This window comes from Anoxybacillus andreesenii (assembly GCF_030813005.1).
GTDB classification, from domain to species: Bacteria; Bacillota; Bacilli; order Bacillales; family Cytobacillaceae; genus Robertmurraya; species Robertmurraya andreesenii.
In genome coordinates, this window is record NZ_JAUSTU010000008.1 from 44536 (window position 1) to 59878 (window position 15343).

The 15343-nt window shown below is 40.7% G+C and carries 14 protein-coding genes; 9 read left to right on the forward strand and 5 right to left on the reverse strand.

Annotation, left to right across the window (positions count from 1 at the left end):
- Positions 1 to 139: 139 nt before the first annotated feature.
- From J2S07_RS09830 to J2S07_RS09840, 3 genes are all read left to right on the forward strand, one after another.
- A complete protein-coding gene (locus tag J2S07_RS09830; protein WP_307150219.1) occupies positions 140 to 1156 on the forward strand; it encodes an AI-2E family transporter in 1017 nt (338 codons plus the stop codon).
- A gap of 94 nt (positions 1157 to 1250) precedes the next feature.
- Positions 1251 to 1811: an FAD-dependent oxidoreductase gene (locus J2S07_RS09835; RefSeq protein ID WP_307150220.1), complete on the forward strand. Its 561-nt coding sequence runs from the start codon at positions 1251 to 1253 to the stop codon at positions 1809 to 1811.
- Between the two features lie 135 nt (positions 1812 to 1946).
- On the forward strand, positions 1947 to 2969 hold the full coding sequence (locus J2S07_RS09840; protein WP_307150221.1) for a DUF1646 family protein: 1023 nt from the start codon (positions 1947 to 1949) through the stop codon (positions 2967 to 2969).
- 51 nt (positions 2970 to 3020) lie between these two features.
- Here J2S07_RS09840 and J2S07_RS09845 read toward each other — a convergent pair whose 3' ends face one another.
- The 5 genes from J2S07_RS09845 to J2S07_RS09865 all read right to left on the reverse strand — a co-directional run bounded on the left by J2S07_RS09845 (position 3021) and on the right by J2S07_RS09865 (position 7076).
- A complete protein-coding gene (locus J2S07_RS09845) occupies positions 3021 to 4109 on the reverse strand; it encodes a GGDEF domain-containing protein (RefSeq protein ID WP_307150222.1) in 1089 nt (362 codons plus the stop codon).
- Positions 4110 to 4389: 280 nt separating this feature from the next.
- On the reverse strand, positions 4390 to 5049 hold the full coding sequence (locus tag J2S07_RS09850) for a hypothetical protein (RefSeq protein WP_307150223.1): 660 nt from the start codon (positions 5047 to 5049) through the stop codon (positions 4390 to 4392).
- Positions 5046 to 5786 (reverse strand): hypothetical protein, encoded by a 741-nt coding sequence (locus tag J2S07_RS09855; RefSeq protein WP_307150224.1) that lies wholly within the window; start codon positions 5784 to 5786, stop codon positions 5046 to 5048. The genes J2S07_RS09850 and J2S07_RS09855 overlap by 4 nt, the downstream gene beginning before the upstream one ends.
- The gene (locus tag J2S07_RS09860; RefSeq protein ID WP_307150225.1) at positions 5767 to 6669 is read right to left on the reverse strand and encodes an ATP-binding cassette domain-containing protein; all 903 of its coding nucleotides are present in this window, start codon (positions 6667 to 6669) and stop codon (positions 5767 to 5769) included. The genes J2S07_RS09855 and J2S07_RS09860 overlap by 20 nt, the downstream gene beginning before the upstream one ends.
- Positions 6666 to 7076: a GntR family transcriptional regulator gene (locus J2S07_RS09865; protein WP_307150226.1), complete on the reverse strand. Its 411-nt coding sequence runs from the start codon at positions 7074 to 7076 to the stop codon at positions 6666 to 6668. Before J2S07_RS09865 ends, J2S07_RS09860 begins: the two co-directional genes overlap by 4 nt.
- A gap of 107 nt (positions 7077 to 7183) precedes the next feature.
- Here J2S07_RS09865 and J2S07_RS09870 point away from each other — a divergent pair, with 107 nt between their 5' ends.
- From J2S07_RS09870 to J2S07_RS09895, 6 genes are all read left to right on the forward strand, one after another.
- Positions 7184 to 8119: a nuclease-related domain-containing protein gene (locus tag J2S07_RS09870; protein WP_307150227.1), complete on the forward strand. Its 936-nt coding sequence runs from the start codon at positions 7184 to 7186 to the stop codon at positions 8117 to 8119.
- 508 nt (positions 8120 to 8627) lie between these two features.
- The gene (locus tag J2S07_RS09875) at positions 8628 to 9200 is read left to right on the forward strand and encodes a TetR/AcrR family transcriptional regulator (RefSeq protein ID WP_307150228.1); all 573 of its coding nucleotides are present in this window, start codon (positions 8628 to 8630) and stop codon (positions 9198 to 9200) included.
- 110 nt (positions 9201 to 9310) lie between these two features.
- On the forward strand, positions 9311 to 11419 hold the full coding sequence (locus J2S07_RS09880; protein WP_307150229.1) for an MMPL family transporter: 2109 nt from the start codon (positions 9311 to 9313) through the stop codon (positions 11417 to 11419).
- Positions 11420 to 11566: 147 nt separating this feature from the next.
- Positions 11567 to 12505: an EamA family transporter gene (locus J2S07_RS09885; protein WP_307150230.1), complete on the forward strand. Its 939-nt coding sequence runs from the start codon at positions 11567 to 11569 to the stop codon at positions 12503 to 12505.
- Between the two features lie 13 nt (positions 12506 to 12518).
- Positions 12519 to 13466 (forward strand): endonuclease I family protein, encoded by a 948-nt coding sequence (locus tag J2S07_RS09890; protein WP_307150231.1) that lies wholly within the window; start codon positions 12519 to 12521, stop codon positions 13464 to 13466.
- Between the two features lie 285 nt (positions 13467 to 13751).
- Entirely contained in the window at positions 13752 to 15326 is a 1575-nt protein-coding gene (locus J2S07_RS09895) for a Vga family ABC-F type ribosomal protection protein (protein ID WP_307150232.1), read from the forward strand.
- The last annotated feature ends 17 nt before the right edge of the window (positions 15327 to 15343 follow it).

Here is a 15343-nt window from a genome sequence, read left to right on the forward strand (position 1 = left end):
TTACAAAAATAGTCCATAATGAAAATTAACGGGGAAAATTCCTTCACTTTGTGACCCTTTTGACACATTCTCATGACCATCTATGCTAAAATATGTTTAAAGTCTGAAATTTACTTGTACTGGGGGACCCTCTACTGCGATGGAAAGAATCAATGATTATTTGCAAAAGACCGGATTAAAGCGGGTGATTATTTTTGCGATTATACTTCTTGTGCTCATTGCATTAAGGAGTATGCTCAACGTAATCCTCTTAACATTTATTTTCTCTTTCCTTATGGATCGACTTGTGGAACTCGTAACAAGAAAGTTCCGTTTGCATCGAAACATTACTGTCCTTCTTTCCTATATGACCATTATTGGTCTATTAACGTACGGAATCGTCAAATATCTTCCAGTCATTACCGCAGAAATTACTCAATTGTTTAGGCAGCTTCAAGCATTTTATCTTCAACCACGTGACAATATTCTTTTTAATTATGTTGTCGACATGATTGAACGAAATGGGATAACGAATTATGTTGAACAAGGTGTTAATTTTATTTTAAAATCCTTTACCGATATTAGCACCATTGGGATTCAAGTCTTTATTTCCCTCATTCTAAGCCTATTCTTTTTGTTGGAAAAGCAAAAATTGATTGAATTTACGGCGAAATTTAAGAATAGTAAAGTTGCTGATTTTTACAAGGAAATAGAATTTTTTGGAAAGAAATTTGTTCTTACCTTTGGAAAAGTACTCGAGGCCCAATTTATTATTGCGGTCGTCAATTGTACCATTACAACGATTGCCTTATGGATTATGGACTTTCCGCAGCTACTAGGTTTATCAATCATGGTCTTTTTCCTTGGCCTTATCCCTGTCGCTGGGGTAATTATATCCCTCATTCCTCTATGTACCATTGCATACACAATTGGCGGAGTAATGTATGTGGTCTACATTCTAATTGTTATCATGATCATCCACGCCATTGAAGCATATATCCTAAATCCAAAGCTGATGTCTGCGAAAACCAACTTGCCAGTCTTTTATACGTTTATTGTCCTTATTTTCGGCGAACATTTCTTTGGGGTTTGGGGGCTTATTGTCGGGATTCCCGTTTTTATCTTTATCCTTGATATTTTAGGAGTCAAAAGCATTGGGAATGAAGAAATAAAGTAAGCAAAAGCATTCCTCCAATCATAAATTGAGATATTTTCAAAACATTTTGGTAAGATAAGAAATGTTAGGAATGAAACAAAGGAGGAATTCGCAAATGTATGATGTAGTAATTATTGGAGCAGGACCTGCAGGGGCTAGTGCTGGCATTTTTATAGCAAAGGCTGGTAAAAAAACTTTACTTCTCGATAATGATAAAAGTGTAACCAAGCGCGCTTGGATGGAAAACCATTATGGTGCACCTTCAATCTCTGGCCCGGACCTTGTGGAAACAGGAAAAAATCAGGCTAAGAAATTTGGTGCTGAAATCATTCAAAACGAAGCAACCACGATTAAAAAGGAAAGCGATCATCTTGTTGTAGTTACGGACAACGGAGAATATGAAGCCAAGCATGTAATTCTTGCAACTGGAATGTCTGTTGAGCTCGGTGAAAAATCCGGGGTAAACACAAAGCCTGGTACAGAGCCACGCATCAAAACCATTTTTGATGTAGATCAGAATGGTAAAACGAATATTGAGGGTGTATGGGCAGCCGGCACCTGTGCAGGTGTTAGCATGCATACGATTATCACCTCAGGTGACGGTGCTAAGGTGGCAATTAACATCATTAGTGAACTAAATGGCGAACGTTACGTTGACCATGATGTAATGAAATAAAGTGATAGCTTGATTTAGGAGAAGACAGTCGGTCTTCTCCTTTTTTGGCTTAAAAAAGTTCTGGCATATTTGGGGTAGACAAGCATATGATCCTTTCTAGACACACCAATAAATTGGATTGGAAAGGTATTGTATATGATAGGATTAATTCTCATTTTATTATTGGTACTCTTCTTGCCTTTCACTGTGAAGATCGTGGAAAGAAACCTGGAAATATTTCTATTTATGATGGGGATATGTGCTGCCTGGGTAAGCCAAATTTTAAATTTGGAGCTATGGCATAAGGCCTTAATAGACCCAATAAAAATAACGCTCGCTGTGCTTATTGCTGGTTTTCTTTTTAAATGGTTGAGAGTTCCGTTAAAAAAGTCTATCCAAAGAATAAGCCAATCGGTCCCCTATTCACTATTTTTCGCTCTTGTGGTGATCATTCTTGGACTGCTTTCAAGCATCATCACCGCGATCATTGCCTCTCTCGTTTTAGTTTTGATCATTTCCGTTCTTGAACTAGAAAGAAAGGCGGAGATCAAGCTGGTCATCATTGCTTGTTTTGCCATTGGTTTGGGTGCAGCTCTCACCCCCATCGGTGAACCCCTCTCGACAATCATTATTAGTAAATTAAATGAGGACAGCTTTTTCCTGCTTAGGCTTATTGGACGTGAGGTCATTCTCGGAATCATCATGATGGGAATTATTGCAGCCCTTTTTGTTCAGCCCAAGTTCAAAAACAGCTCCGCCTCCCTATCCAGTCATGACGGAGAAACCTACAAAGAGATTATTGTTCGAACCGTTAAGATCTATTTATTTGTAATGGGATTAACCTTGCTAGGAGCAGGCTTTGAGCCCTTTATCAACACTTACGTCCTTGGACTCCATCCAAATTTGCTCTATTGGATTAACATGATTTCGGCGATTCTTGATAATGCAACGCTTGCTGCGGCAGAAATTAGTCCAGCCATGGATCTAGAGACGATTAAAGCCATTTTGTTGGGGCTTATTATAAGCGGCGGAATGCTGATTCCAGGTAATATCCCCAATATTATTTCTGCGGGAAAGCTTAATATTACCAGCTCGGAATGGGCAAGGTTTGGTTTCCCTTTTGGTCTGATGGCCATGATTATTTATTTTATTGCCATTGTTGGTGAGAGATTATTATAGTAGGTAGTCACTCAAGAAGGAGGCCCAGAAATTCTGGAGCCTCCTGTAAATTTACGAAGTCCTTAAGATTGATGCATCATGGGGCGTTACCACTCTGTTGCGACCATTTTTCTTGGCTAAATAGAGGTTTTTATCAGCTTGATTCACAGATTCAAGAATATGAGAGTTTTCATCAATCGGGGACAATCCGAAGGAGGCGGTAATTCTAATGGGCTTCTCCTGATGCGTAATAAAGCAGGTTCCTTCAATTTCTGCCCTTATTTCCTCCAGAATTTGTGAGGCTTTTTCCAGACTTTCGTTACCGATATACAGAATAAATTCTTCCCCGCCATACCGTGCAATCCTTATTTGCTCCTGCTCATGTCTCTTGAGAATCCTTGCTACCTTGCACAGTACTTCATCCCCTATCACATGGCCATATGTATCGTTCAGCTTCTTAAAATGATCAAGGTCCATCATAGCAATATAATGCTGCAATCTTTCACATCTAATCTTACCCTCGATAATTTCATAAAATCTGCGCTTGTTAAGAAGCTTTGTCAGAGGATCCTCTCCCGCAAGCCTTTGAAGCTTTTCATTAAGGGTTCTCCGCTGACGCTCAAGAGCTATAAATGTATACAAGATAACAGCGGTTGCAATAAAGGTAAATAGGCGCACCAAGGCGATATCTTTAAATACTTCCAGACCATTTGGAATAATAAAGATGATAGGAAAATCGCTTATGAACCAACAACCGATAATTAATAATAGCTTTTCTGTGTACTTTCCTTTCAACTTTGCACGGTGATGGAAAGCCAATGCTAGCAGGGTCGGCCCTACCATGCCAAAAATAATCCCAGGTAATGCACCATCTCCGCCCATAAAGAAACGCCATATGGAGACAATCAAAAGCGTCGGAAATGCATATTTCCAGCCCCAAATATAGGACAAAAAGACAAGAGGGATAAATCTCAGATCCAATGCAAAATTGCCAAAGAGAATGGGCAAATAAAGCATGGAAATGACTGAACCAGCTACTAAAAGGATCATAGCTGACCGAAAAATCCAAGCTGATAGTTCCTTTCTGAAATTAACAAGCATACTCATGAACAAATGCATCAGCAAGATAATCGCCAAGTTCGATAAAATGGATTGAATCAACGAATACACCTCTTTTGGATCTCAGTCGCTGTAGTGGCAAGGAAAATATTTTCAAATATTATTCTATAACACAACATTAACATAATTATCCAAAATGATGTTTGGAATTATGACATTTGTCACATTATGTTCAATAAATTCCAAAAAAATTCAAAAAAACTGCACCCACAAAAATCACTGAATGCAGTCTTACTTTATTTATTTTTACCTCAATCACGAACAGAGTGTCCACCCCACGTGGACAAAATTGGGTATTTGTCCACGAACGGTACCAGGTACCTTAATTGATGTATTCGATGTAGATATCTGGGTTTGGGCTTATTTTTAGGTTTTGCGGGATTTTCATGTAGATGATTGTGCTGTCATAATCGACCATTTGATGTAAGCTCTTCTGATTTTTAAATTGATTGATCATGAACTCATTTTTCACAAAAGCGATTTTCATTTCCTGAAAGCCCGGGTAAGTAACTGTTAATATCTCCCCGTTAAGTCTTGTGCTTGGAGGAATTACTCTTTCTGTAAAGTCTAATCCACTCACATTCAATCCATTTCCATAAAAATAGACTTCAAGGCGGTCATCACCCTCCTTTTTTCTTTCAACAAAAATCGTCTCTGGAACAGATGATTTGATGGAAAGAGATTCGCCCTTAAACTCATAGCTATTCTCGGCCAATACGTACTCCTTCCCTATTTCTGACATCCTCCCCTTATTAGCAGTCTCATAAAAATCAATTGGCTTTTTCTGATAAATTGTTGGCTCTTCAGCTTTTATGAAAGAAGACATTGCCATTGCGATTAAAAGGACCCCGCCATATACCAGCAGAAGCCAATGGGTGATTTTTACAGAAATGGCCTTCGTCTTAGACCTTGCAAAGATGATGATCACTGGCAAAATAAGAAAAATTGCAATCGGAATAAAGGTTGTGAATATTGCGCTCATCGTCTTACCTCCATTCTGTTAAGGATAATAAATGACAAACCAAAAACAAATGCAGTGGTAAGAAGCATTTTTATCGCAAAAAGAAGGATAGATGATTCCATTAGATAGAATTGGAAAATCCCCATTAAGGACGGTTCCCTTTGCATAGAGGCATCAAGGAAAATAGAACCGATAATCAACCCCGGAACGAGTAGAACAAATAATTTATTCACTTGAACGAGGGTTCCAATCAAATAACCAATCGCACTAATGCAGAATATATAAAGAAAACCCGCTGCGATACCAAGGAAAATATCCCCAAATGTAGTTGGAGTTAAGTAAACCTGATTATGCATGATAAAATAGCCAATGACCTGAATGAGGTAACGAGATAAAACGGCCGTGATCGTTCCAAGTAGGCTCGCCGTTAGAAGAAAGAGCATATTCGAAAGATTGCTGCTCAACCGATTCGTCACAAAGGTAAAATCATAACTGCGATAGGGCTTTGTTGTAATCGTAATCGCCGTCACTAACGCCCAAATCATCGTAAAGATAACGACAATATCTGCCGAATAATAGGTTACATCCAAGCTCAGCGTTTCTGAAAAAGTCCCTGAAGAACCACTTCCGTTAAGGGAAAACAGGATAGCTAACAGCTGGATCCCAACAAGAGAACTAAAGGCATCAATATTTGCCTTAAGCTTAAAGCCGTATTGCTTCTTTACCGTCTCCATTAAATTAGCGGTCACTAAAGACATCATCAATTCCCCCTTTCGTGTCATTTGTTAAATAGACGCATAGATCACTTGCCCGCACAGGTAAGACTTCTATTTGAGCACGCCGCACTCTTTGAATTTCCTCATCTGTGAAATCATTCCTTACAACAGCCAGCATCGTATCCTGCCCAATATACTGTTGATAGATCATTTCCCTTCCTTCCGCCCATTGTCTCACCAACGCTGAAGACCCTTTTAATCCAACAGCCCATTCCTTTAATTCAGAAATCGGCATATGCAGCTTGACCTTCCCATTTTTTAAAAGGAGTACGTCTTCAAGCAAATCTTCAACTTCATTCAAGTGATGGCTTGAAATCACAATCGTTCTCGGATGAGCAATATAATCCTTTAACAGGGCCCGATAGAAATCATGCCTTACCGCTTCGTCCATACCCGTTGTCGGCTCATCAAAAATAGTGAGAGGACATCTCGATGAGAGCCCAACAATCATATTAAACGTACTCGTTCTTCCCTTTGAAAGTGTATTGTGATAGTGCTTCGGTTCAAAACCAAAATAGTTAAACAACCGCTGTGCCAGCTCCATATCCCAATTCGGATAAAAAGCTTGTGCCGCTTCAAGTAATTCATGCAGCTGCAAAGCTGGTGGAAAGCTCATTTGATCATCTACAAAAATCGTGTTGACGGATGCATGTAGATTGTTGAAGGGATGATTTCCAAAGACCTTCAATTCACCTGACGTTTCCTTAATAAAACCGGCGATGACCTTGAGCAGCGTTGTCTTCCCTACTCCATTCCTCCCAATTAGACCGATAATCTTGTTTTCCTCTATGGTAAAAGAGATTTCGTTAAGAACCTTTTTGCGCAAATAGGTTTTTGTTAGGCTTGTGCATTCAATTGCGTTCACTCTTTCCCCTCCTCATTTCGTGCGGCCTTAATCATTTCAATAAGCTCCCCTTCACTGACCTGTAATCTACTCGCTTCCAAGACAAGCTCTTGGATAAGATGCTTTAAAGTACCGCTTTTCCGCTTCATCAATATCGCTTCCCTTGCATTTGCCGTGACGAACATACCAAGACCTCTCTTTTTATAAAGAATCTTCTCATCTGCTAATAAATTCAATCCCTTTGCTGCTGTCGCTGGATTGATCGTAAACATCTCTGCCAGCTGATATTGCGAATACACCTTTTCATCACTCTTGAAATGGTCATTTAGAATCTCTGTTTCGAGCCATTCGGCAATTTGCATATATATGGGCTTTGTCCCGTCATGATTAAAAATAGTCGCCGCCTCCTCTCTTGTATCATAGTGCATTACTGTTGTAATGTACTATATATTAAATTTGCAAATATGACAAGATCATAATGGAAAATGATATAATTATCTTGCTTAGCTAATTTTAGAAGAAAGGCTGTGAGGTGTTGATTGTTAAAGAACGCAAGGAATCGAAGGAATTACTTTTATTTAAAAGTCTTCATCCCCGAAAATGCTTATTCGAGAAAGAAAAACAGTATTATCTTAGTCTTGAGAAGGGCTATGAAGGGGAGGTAGAATTCGACCATTGGATTAGAGGTTTTTCAGGTGGATGGCTTTTTTTAAACGATTTATTGTTGGGGCATAACAACACTTTTTTTCAAATTGATTCGTTAGGGCTTACCCATGATGATGTATATCTCTTTGAAATAAAAAACTATGAAGGCGATTTCGTAGTGAAGGGTGATACTTGGCAATCAACTGCCGGGAAGGAAATTAAGAACCCCTTGCATCAGTTAAAAAGATGTGAATCCTCATTGAAAAGATTTCTACAGGACCGCGGATTACATTTTAACATTAAGGCTTTCCTCATCTTTGTGAACCCCTTTTTCACACTGTATCAAGCCCCAGTGAATCCATCTATTATTTTTCCATCACAACTCAACCATTTTTTTAGTAATCTCAGTAAAATAAGTAGACCTGTCGGTGCAAAACAAACAAAGCTCACAGAGATTTTGATCGCTGCTCACAAAGAAACCTATCCAAACCCATTTATCCCCGATTATGAATATGATGAACTTGCAAAAGGGATCCTTTGTGAAAAATGCCGTTCTTTCATGCGATTTGCAGGTGATAAGCGTAAGATGATCTGTGCACACTGTGCGGCTAGCGAGGAACTTGAATTCGCTATCATACGAAACGTGGCGGAGTTTAGAACCCTTTTTCCAGAAAGAAAGGTGACCACAATCGGCATGCATGATTGGTGCGGTGGCATATTCAGTACGAAAACAATTCAAAGGGTGCTAGCGAGGAATTTTGCTTACGCGATGCAAGGGAGAGCCACTCACTATGTTGAAAAGGAAGCGATGTCCATCGAGATATGAGTATTTGATTTAGGATGCTTTGCGCGAAACGAGACTGGAATCAACTTTTGCTCTTGATCCAGTCTCGATTTGACTGGTTTCGGGAATCAGATTCCGCTTTTTCGCTGTTCCCGGTCCCGATTAACCATTTTTCGAGACTCAGATTCTACTTTTTCACTGATCTCAGTCCCGATTAATCTGGTTTCGAGACTCAGATACTACTTTTTCGCTGTTCCCAGTCCCGATTAACCATTTTTCGAGACTCAGATTCCGCTTTTTCGCTGTTCCCAGTCCCGATTTGCTACTTTTCGAGACTCAGATTCCGCTTTTTCGCTGTTCCCAGTCCCGATTAACCATTTTTCGAGACTCAGATTCCGCTTTTTCGCTGTTCCCAGTCCCGATTTGCTACCTTTCGAGACTCACATTCTACTTTACTGGCATCCTCAGTCCCGATTACCAGCTACAACATTCCCAGAGATGGGATTCCCATTTGTCCATCCGTTATCTTATAATAGACTGGGGTGAGCACATGGCACGTGAACGGAAATTTTCAACGGATGAACTATTTCAACTAACAAAGAAGAACCTTCTGGAGTATGGATACGAAGGCTTTACCTTTAGTCTTTTAGCGGATCAATTAAATGTCTCTCGGGGAACGATTTATAAGTATTACGAAAATAAGGATGAACTCATCACCGACTATATGCTATATGAAATGAATCTCTACCTCACAGAGCTAAAGCAAATTGAAGAATACGATGGCTTTGAAGCACAATTTGACTTTTTACTGGACCTTATTTTAAAAAAATCATCGATATATCAAATCATTGAAATCGGTCAACGCATCCCGTCCAAGACCAATCAAAATACCAACTCAAATAAGAATCGGCTTGCGAACTATCACTTGGATATGTATCAATACCTGCAAGGATTTATCAAGTTAGGCAAGACCGAAGGGAAAGTGAAGCCACATATACCGGACGCTTTAATTTTGGGATATATTTTTCAGTCTATTGCCATTCCAAACCACTTTGGAATTCCACAGGACCTGTGGAACCTGTCTATTAAAGAAATTATTCGGCATGGAATGTTCATGAAATAAGTAATTGACACCACTGTCACTTATAAAAGATAATAATGTTGAAAATCGTAACATACATTTTTATACCTAAAGTGACACTACTGTCACCCTTAAATGAAGGGAGTTTTACGATGAAAAATATACTAGGGGCAATCACGGATCGGGTTGCGACAAAAAAAGGGATGTGGATTACTCTCACCATCTGGCTCATTATCACAGTGCTTCTTGCTCTTTTTGCACCAAGTGCTAAGGATTATGAAGTGACAAAAATTGATACCCTCCCTGAGGATGCACAATCCGTCATTGCACAAGCGAAAATTGATCAATATTTTAAAAATAGCGATGGGCTTCCCGCCATTCTTGTTTTTCAAGCGAAAAAGGATGAAATCAATTTCGCCGCTCTCGCTGCTATTTTTGATGAAATCAAAGAAAAGAATATCAATGGGGTTGAAAAGGTCATTCCCTTGTCGTCATTACCTCCTCAAGCAGCGGCTGGCTTCTTGTCCGATGACAACAAAGCGGCTGTCATTCCTTTAACCTTTGATTCATCATTAGAATCATCGGAAATAAGAGAATCCTTAAAACAGATTACGAAAATCGTTAAGGACCAATCTGATTTGACCCTTCACATCACTGGTCCAGCAGGAATTGCCGTCGATTCTCTCGATCTTTTCTCTAGGGCGGACGTTGTGCTTATTCTCTCAACAGTTGGCCTCATTCTAGTTCTGTTAGTCATTATTTATCGGTCACCTTTATTGGCCCTAATACCCCTTCTTGCAGCGGTCTTCGTCTATGAAGTCGTGAACCAAATTCTCGGTCTTATGGGGAAAGCCGGACTTGCAATGAGCAAACAAACGATCTCGATCATGATGATTCTGTTATTTGCGGCGGTCATTGACTACTCCCTCTTTGTCTTTTCACGTTTCCGTGAGGAGCTTAAGAGTCACGAGGATAAGTATGAAGCAATGAAAGCGACGATGTGCGGAACGGGGATGCCTGTCTTCTTTTCAGGAGGCACGGTCTTGGCTGCGATGCTCGTGCTGTTCTTTGCCAAGTTTGGAGACTATAACAACTTTGCGCCAACCTTCTCTACGACGATGGTTGTCATTATGATCGCATCGGTAACACTCGTTCCCGCATTATTTACCTTATTCGGGCGAAAATCCTTTTGGCCAAAGGTACCAAAGATGGGCGACACGAAGGTCAAAAAGAACTCTGTCTGGAGTAAAATTGGCCGATTTGTCGTAAACAAACCTGCTTTATCAGTAATCGTAATCGGCGTATTCCTACTGATTTCTGCTAGCAATTTATTCAATCTTCAATATGAGTTCAACACCATGAAATCATTCCCTGAAGATATGCCTTCACGTCAAGGCTACGAGATTCTAGAACAAAAGTTTGAAAAAGGAGATCTGGCTCCAACTACGGTTGTATTTGAAAGCAACGAAGCAATCTCGGCAGAACAGCAAGAGGCACTCAGGGCTGAACTTGAAAAACAAAGCCTTGTCAACAATGTTCGCATGAGTGGCGTGACCGAAGATAACAAGGTCGCTCAGTATAGCCTCACCTTCGAGGAAAGTCCGTATGACATTGAAACCATTCATGCCTTAGAAAAAATAATCGAGCAATCTGATCAGCTTGTTTCTAAGCAAAAGTTAAGTGGCACTCTATATTTCGCAGGCGAAACCGCATCCCTCGTTGATGAAGAAGCAATCAATGACCGAGATGTAATCGTCATTGTTCTGCTCGAAACCATTTTGATTTTCTCTTTATTGATTGTTTTAACGAAATCCATCAAAATGCCGATATACATGATGGGAACCATCCTCATCTCCTTTGTTGCGGCCCTTGGATTAGGCACTTTCTTAAGTGATTTGTTCTTTGGTATTGATACGATAAGCAGCCGCGTTCCACTGTATGCATTCGTCTTCCTTGTGGCACTCGGCATCGACTACAATATCATTCTAATATCAAGATTCCAGGAGGAGCGTAAGAAACATTCCGTAAAAGAAGCCGTTGAAATCGCAGTCGCTAGTACAGGTGGAGTCATCTCTTCGGCAGGTCTAATTCTTGCCGCTACCTTTGCCGTCTTAATGACACAGCCGATTCAGCTCCTCTTCATTTTTGGATTCATCGTTGCCGTCGGTATTCTATTAGATACATTCCTCATTCGGGGAATATTACTGCCTGGCTTAATCATGCTGTTTGAGAAAGAAAAAACAGTAATAGAAGCAAAATAGCGTAAGCATGAGCTTGTATCTAATACAGGCTCTTTTTTTTCACGCTTCTCTCCCCTCAAATTTTCGCAATTGTTCATTTCTTTCCTCTTCCGGTTGTATTATGATTAATTCTAGATTAATAGATAAAAAAACTTGTGAGGTAAAAGCATGAATAGTGGGAGTACAATCGCAGCCATTCCTCGAACGAAGGGGTTTGTTTTAGTACTGATAGCTGCATTATTATGGGGAGTATCTGGGACCGTTGCCCAATTCTTGTTTCATCAACAGGGATTTAGTCCAGAATGGTTAGTTGTCGTACGGCTATTGACCGCAGGAGTCATTTTACTAACCTTTGCATATAGAAAAGAAAAACAAAGGATCTGGGACATATGGAAAAATAAGTATGAAAGCATAGGCCTCGTTCTTTTTGGAATCCTCGGAATGCTGGCTGTCCAATATACCTATTTTGCCGCCATTGCCCACGGAAATGCAGCAACAGCCACAGTGCTACAGTATTTATCACCGATTCTAGTGACTAGCTTTCTTGCATTTAAAGCGAAACGATTGCCAACCCTTAAGGAAATGATTGCTGTTGTTCTCGCAGTTCTCGGGACCTTTTTCCTTGTCACACAAGGAAGCATAAAAAGTCTTTCTATCTCCGGATGGGCTCTTTTCTGGGGGCTTTCAAGTGCGTTTGCTCTTGCCTTTTATACCCTGCAGCCAGGAAAGCTTCTTGCGCGCTGGGGCTCGATGATTGTCGTCGGCTGGGGAATGTTCATTGGCGGAGTTGGCTTTACCTTTGTCCACCCTCCCTGGAAATTTGAAGGAGAGTGGTCCTTTTCAGCCTATCTAGCTCTTATTTTCATTATTCTGTTAGGAACGGTCGTCCCGTTCTACTGCTATTTAGAGAGTTTGAAATATTTACATGCATCTGAAACAAGTTTATTAGCTTGCGTTGAACCGTTATCTGCCGTTCTTTGCTCAGTCATATGGCTTCATGTATCCTTTGGATTACCCGAATGGTTTGGAACTGCCTGCATCTTAAGCACGATTGCTGTACTATCAATCACAAAGGAAAGCTCTCAAAAGGGGAAAAGCAAGCACTAGAGGTGAAGAGATTTTGAAAGAAGAACATCATACCACGCTAAAGAATTACATACAGGAACTTGAGCAATCCTTTAAAAGCAACATCAATGAGCCATTGGCGGTACTTCAAATTAATCGCGAAAAAATCCGCCTGAATTTACAGCTGTATTACAATGCGAAACGGGATTTAAAGGATATCGATCGTTACTACAAAACGATAAAATTTGACAATGCCACTGGCAGACAGCTTTTTCATAGCATCCACCAACTGATTAAGCGGACACACCGGCACCAGTATCCCTACTATATTAGCAAGGATCAATACCTTTACACCTGGGTTGATTTGCATCCAGATGGTTCGGTCAAAAGCATTTACTCTGGTGAGCATCGTGATCCAAAAAATATGATCCAGGAAGACTTTGAAACAATAAAGAAAAAACATAGTGAGTTCCAATATCTTCTTCACCATGAAAAGCATGCAGAACGACTTGCTGAAAAAATGATCCACATTGACAGTGAGCTGAAATATAACACCGAGCATATTGTTCCGCAATCATGGTATAGTTCTAGGGAGCCAATGAAGGGAGATTTGCACCATCTCTTTGTTTGTCAGCCGGAATGCAATACGGTTCGATCTAATTTTCCTTATGATGATTTTAACTTTTATGTACCTGAATCCCCCTACGAACCGATTCAAAATCGTTGTGGAGTAGCGACAAGCGGCAGGTTTGAGCCTGAGCATGGAAAAGGAACGGTTGCAAGAGCGATGATGTACTTTCTCATTCGGTACCCAAGAGCGATTAAGAGAGGGTTTTTGAAGCAAATCGATATTCCCTTGCTGATCGAGTGGCATAAACGTTTCCCGGTCACCCTTTATGAAAAACACCGAAACCAAGCAATCTTTCACATTCAAGGAAATCGCAATCCACTCATTGATTTCCCGGACCTTGTTGAAAAGGTACAGCTTCCCATTGACAGATGAACCGAAGTCCTATATGTTAAAAATAATAAAATACGGAAGGGTGACCCAATCACATGAAGTTCTAATCCTATTTTTCGAAAGCAACGAATTGAAGACCATTCCTGAACAGGCACGTGCTCTGTTTATTTAGGCTGTCTTCAATCCGGTTTTCAGAATAGGATTGGACTCATCATGGTTGACACCATCAATGTCGGCTTTTTTTGCTGTACATGTGCAGCCTCCTATTCTGAATGTAGATAGGAGGCTTTTTATGTCTCCAACCCTTAATAAAATGGAGATGATAGGATGCTATTGTTAGATGCACAAAACGTAAAGCTCTATATAAAGGACCGCTTATTATTTGATTTGGAGCGGCTGCAAATCCACAGCGGAGCACGAATTGGCTTAGTGGGCAAGAACGGAAGTGGCAAAACATCATTATTAGAAGTGCTGACAGGGCAGCGGACATGTGACAGTGGAACCATTCATACGTACGGCATATGCGAGCTTCTCCCCCAGCTCAAAAAGAAGGATTCTACGAAAAGTGGCGGCGAAATTACGCAGGAATATATTGTCGACGCACTGACCCGCAATCCAGAGCTTTTACTGGCAGATGAGCCAACTACTCATCTTGATACAGCACATATCGAATGGCTCGAAAAAAAGCTAGGAAATTGGCAAGGGGCTCTTCTTATCGTTTCACACGATCGGGAGTTTTTGGATGCGCTTTGTACGACGATTTGGGAGCTTCAGGATGGTCGGATTAAGGAATATATCGGTAATTACTCCGATTACGTAAGGCAAAAGGAGCTAGAGACAAAAAGCCATGAGGCAGCCTACGAGAAATATGAAAAGAAGAAAAAACAACTCGAAGAGGCCCTCATCCTAAAGGAAAAGAAAGCAGCAAGAGCTACGAAAAGCCCTAAGAAGGTCAGCCCCTCAGAGGCAAGAATTACCGGTGCCAAGCCCTATTTTGCCAAGAAGCAAAAGAAGCTACAGAAAACAGTTAAGGCCATCGAAACAAGAATCGAAAAGCTAGAGAAGGTGGAAAAGATCAGGGACACCCCTGCTCTGCAAATGGACTTACCGAACGAAGAAACATTTAAAGGGAAAATCGTCCTTCGTGCCGAAAAGATTGAAGGCCACGTTGGTCAACGGACCCTATGGTCTAAGGTGAGCTTCCTCGTTCGGGGTGGGGATAAGCTTGCGATTATCGGCCCAAATGGTAGCGGCAAAACAACGCTCTTGAAGAAAATCATCCATCAAACGGAAGGCATTACACTCTCCCCTGCGATGAAGTTTGGCTATTTCAGTCAAACGATTGATCAACTTAATACTAGTAAATCAATATTGGAAAATGTCCAAGAGACATCAAAGCAAACGGAAACCTTTATTCGAATTGTGTTGGCCAGGCTTCATTTTTTCCGTGAGGATGTCTATAAAAAGGTAGGAGTATTAAGCGGTGGCGAACGGGTCAAGGTTGCCTTGGCTAAGCTCTTCGTAAGCGACATCAATACCCTCATCCTTGATGAGCCGACAAATTTCCTTGATATTGAGGCGGTCGAAGCATTGGAATCCTTGCTACTGGAGTATTCGGGAACAATCCTCTTTGTCTCCCATGACCGACGATTTATTAGCAATATCGCAACGCGAATCCTAATCATTGAGGATGAAAGGATTCACCTATTTGAGGGCACCTACAATGAGTATAAAAATTATACGCCTGCCATTGAACGCAATTCAGCCGAGGACGAGAAACTCCTTATAGAAACCAAAATTTCTGAGGTGCTTAGTCGTCTCAGCATCGAGCCAACCGAAGAGCTCGAAAAGGAATTCCAACAGCTTCTAAAGAAGAAAAGAGCGTTAGAAAACCGTAGCTAATGGCTACGGTTTCGCTC

Excerpts from the sequence above, each read along its gene's own strand:
- J2S07_RS09895 (WP_307150232.1), top strand. The coding sequence starts at position 13,752 with ATGCTATTGTTAGATGCACAAAACGTAAAGCTCTATATAAAGGACCGC.
- J2S07_RS09840 (WP_307150221.1), top strand. The coding sequence starts at position 1,947 with ATGATAGGATTAATTCTCATTTTATTATTGGTACTCTTCTTGCCTTTC.
- J2S07_RS09885 (WP_307150230.1), top strand. The coding sequence starts at position 11,567 with ATGAATAGTGGGAGTACAATCGCAGCCATTCCTCGAACGAAGGGGTTT.
- J2S07_RS09850 (WP_307150223.1), bottom strand. The coding sequence starts at position 5,049 with ATGAGCGCAATATTCACAACCTTTATTCCGATTGCAATTTTTCTTATT.
- J2S07_RS09865 (WP_307150226.1), bottom strand. The coding sequence starts at position 7,076 with ATGCACTATGATACAAGAGAGGAGGCGGCGACTATTTTTAATCATGAC.
- J2S07_RS09835 (WP_307150220.1), top strand. The coding sequence starts at position 1,251 with ATGTATGATGTAGTAATTATTGGAGCAGGACCTGCAGGGGCTAGTGCT.
- J2S07_RS09855 (WP_307150224.1), bottom strand. The coding sequence starts at position 5,786 with ATGTCTTTAGTGACCGCTAATTTAATGGAGACGGTAAAGAAGCAATAC.
- J2S07_RS09875 (WP_307150228.1), top strand. The coding sequence starts at position 8,628 with ATGGCACGTGAACGGAAATTTTCAACGGATGAACTATTTCAACTAACA.
- J2S07_RS09880 (WP_307150229.1), top strand. The coding sequence starts at position 9,311 with ATGAAAAATATACTAGGGGCAATCACGGATCGGGTTGCGACAAAAAAA.
- J2S07_RS09830 (WP_307150219.1), top strand. The coding sequence starts at position 140 with ATGGAAAGAATCAATGATTATTTGCAAAAGACCGGATTAAAGCGGGTG.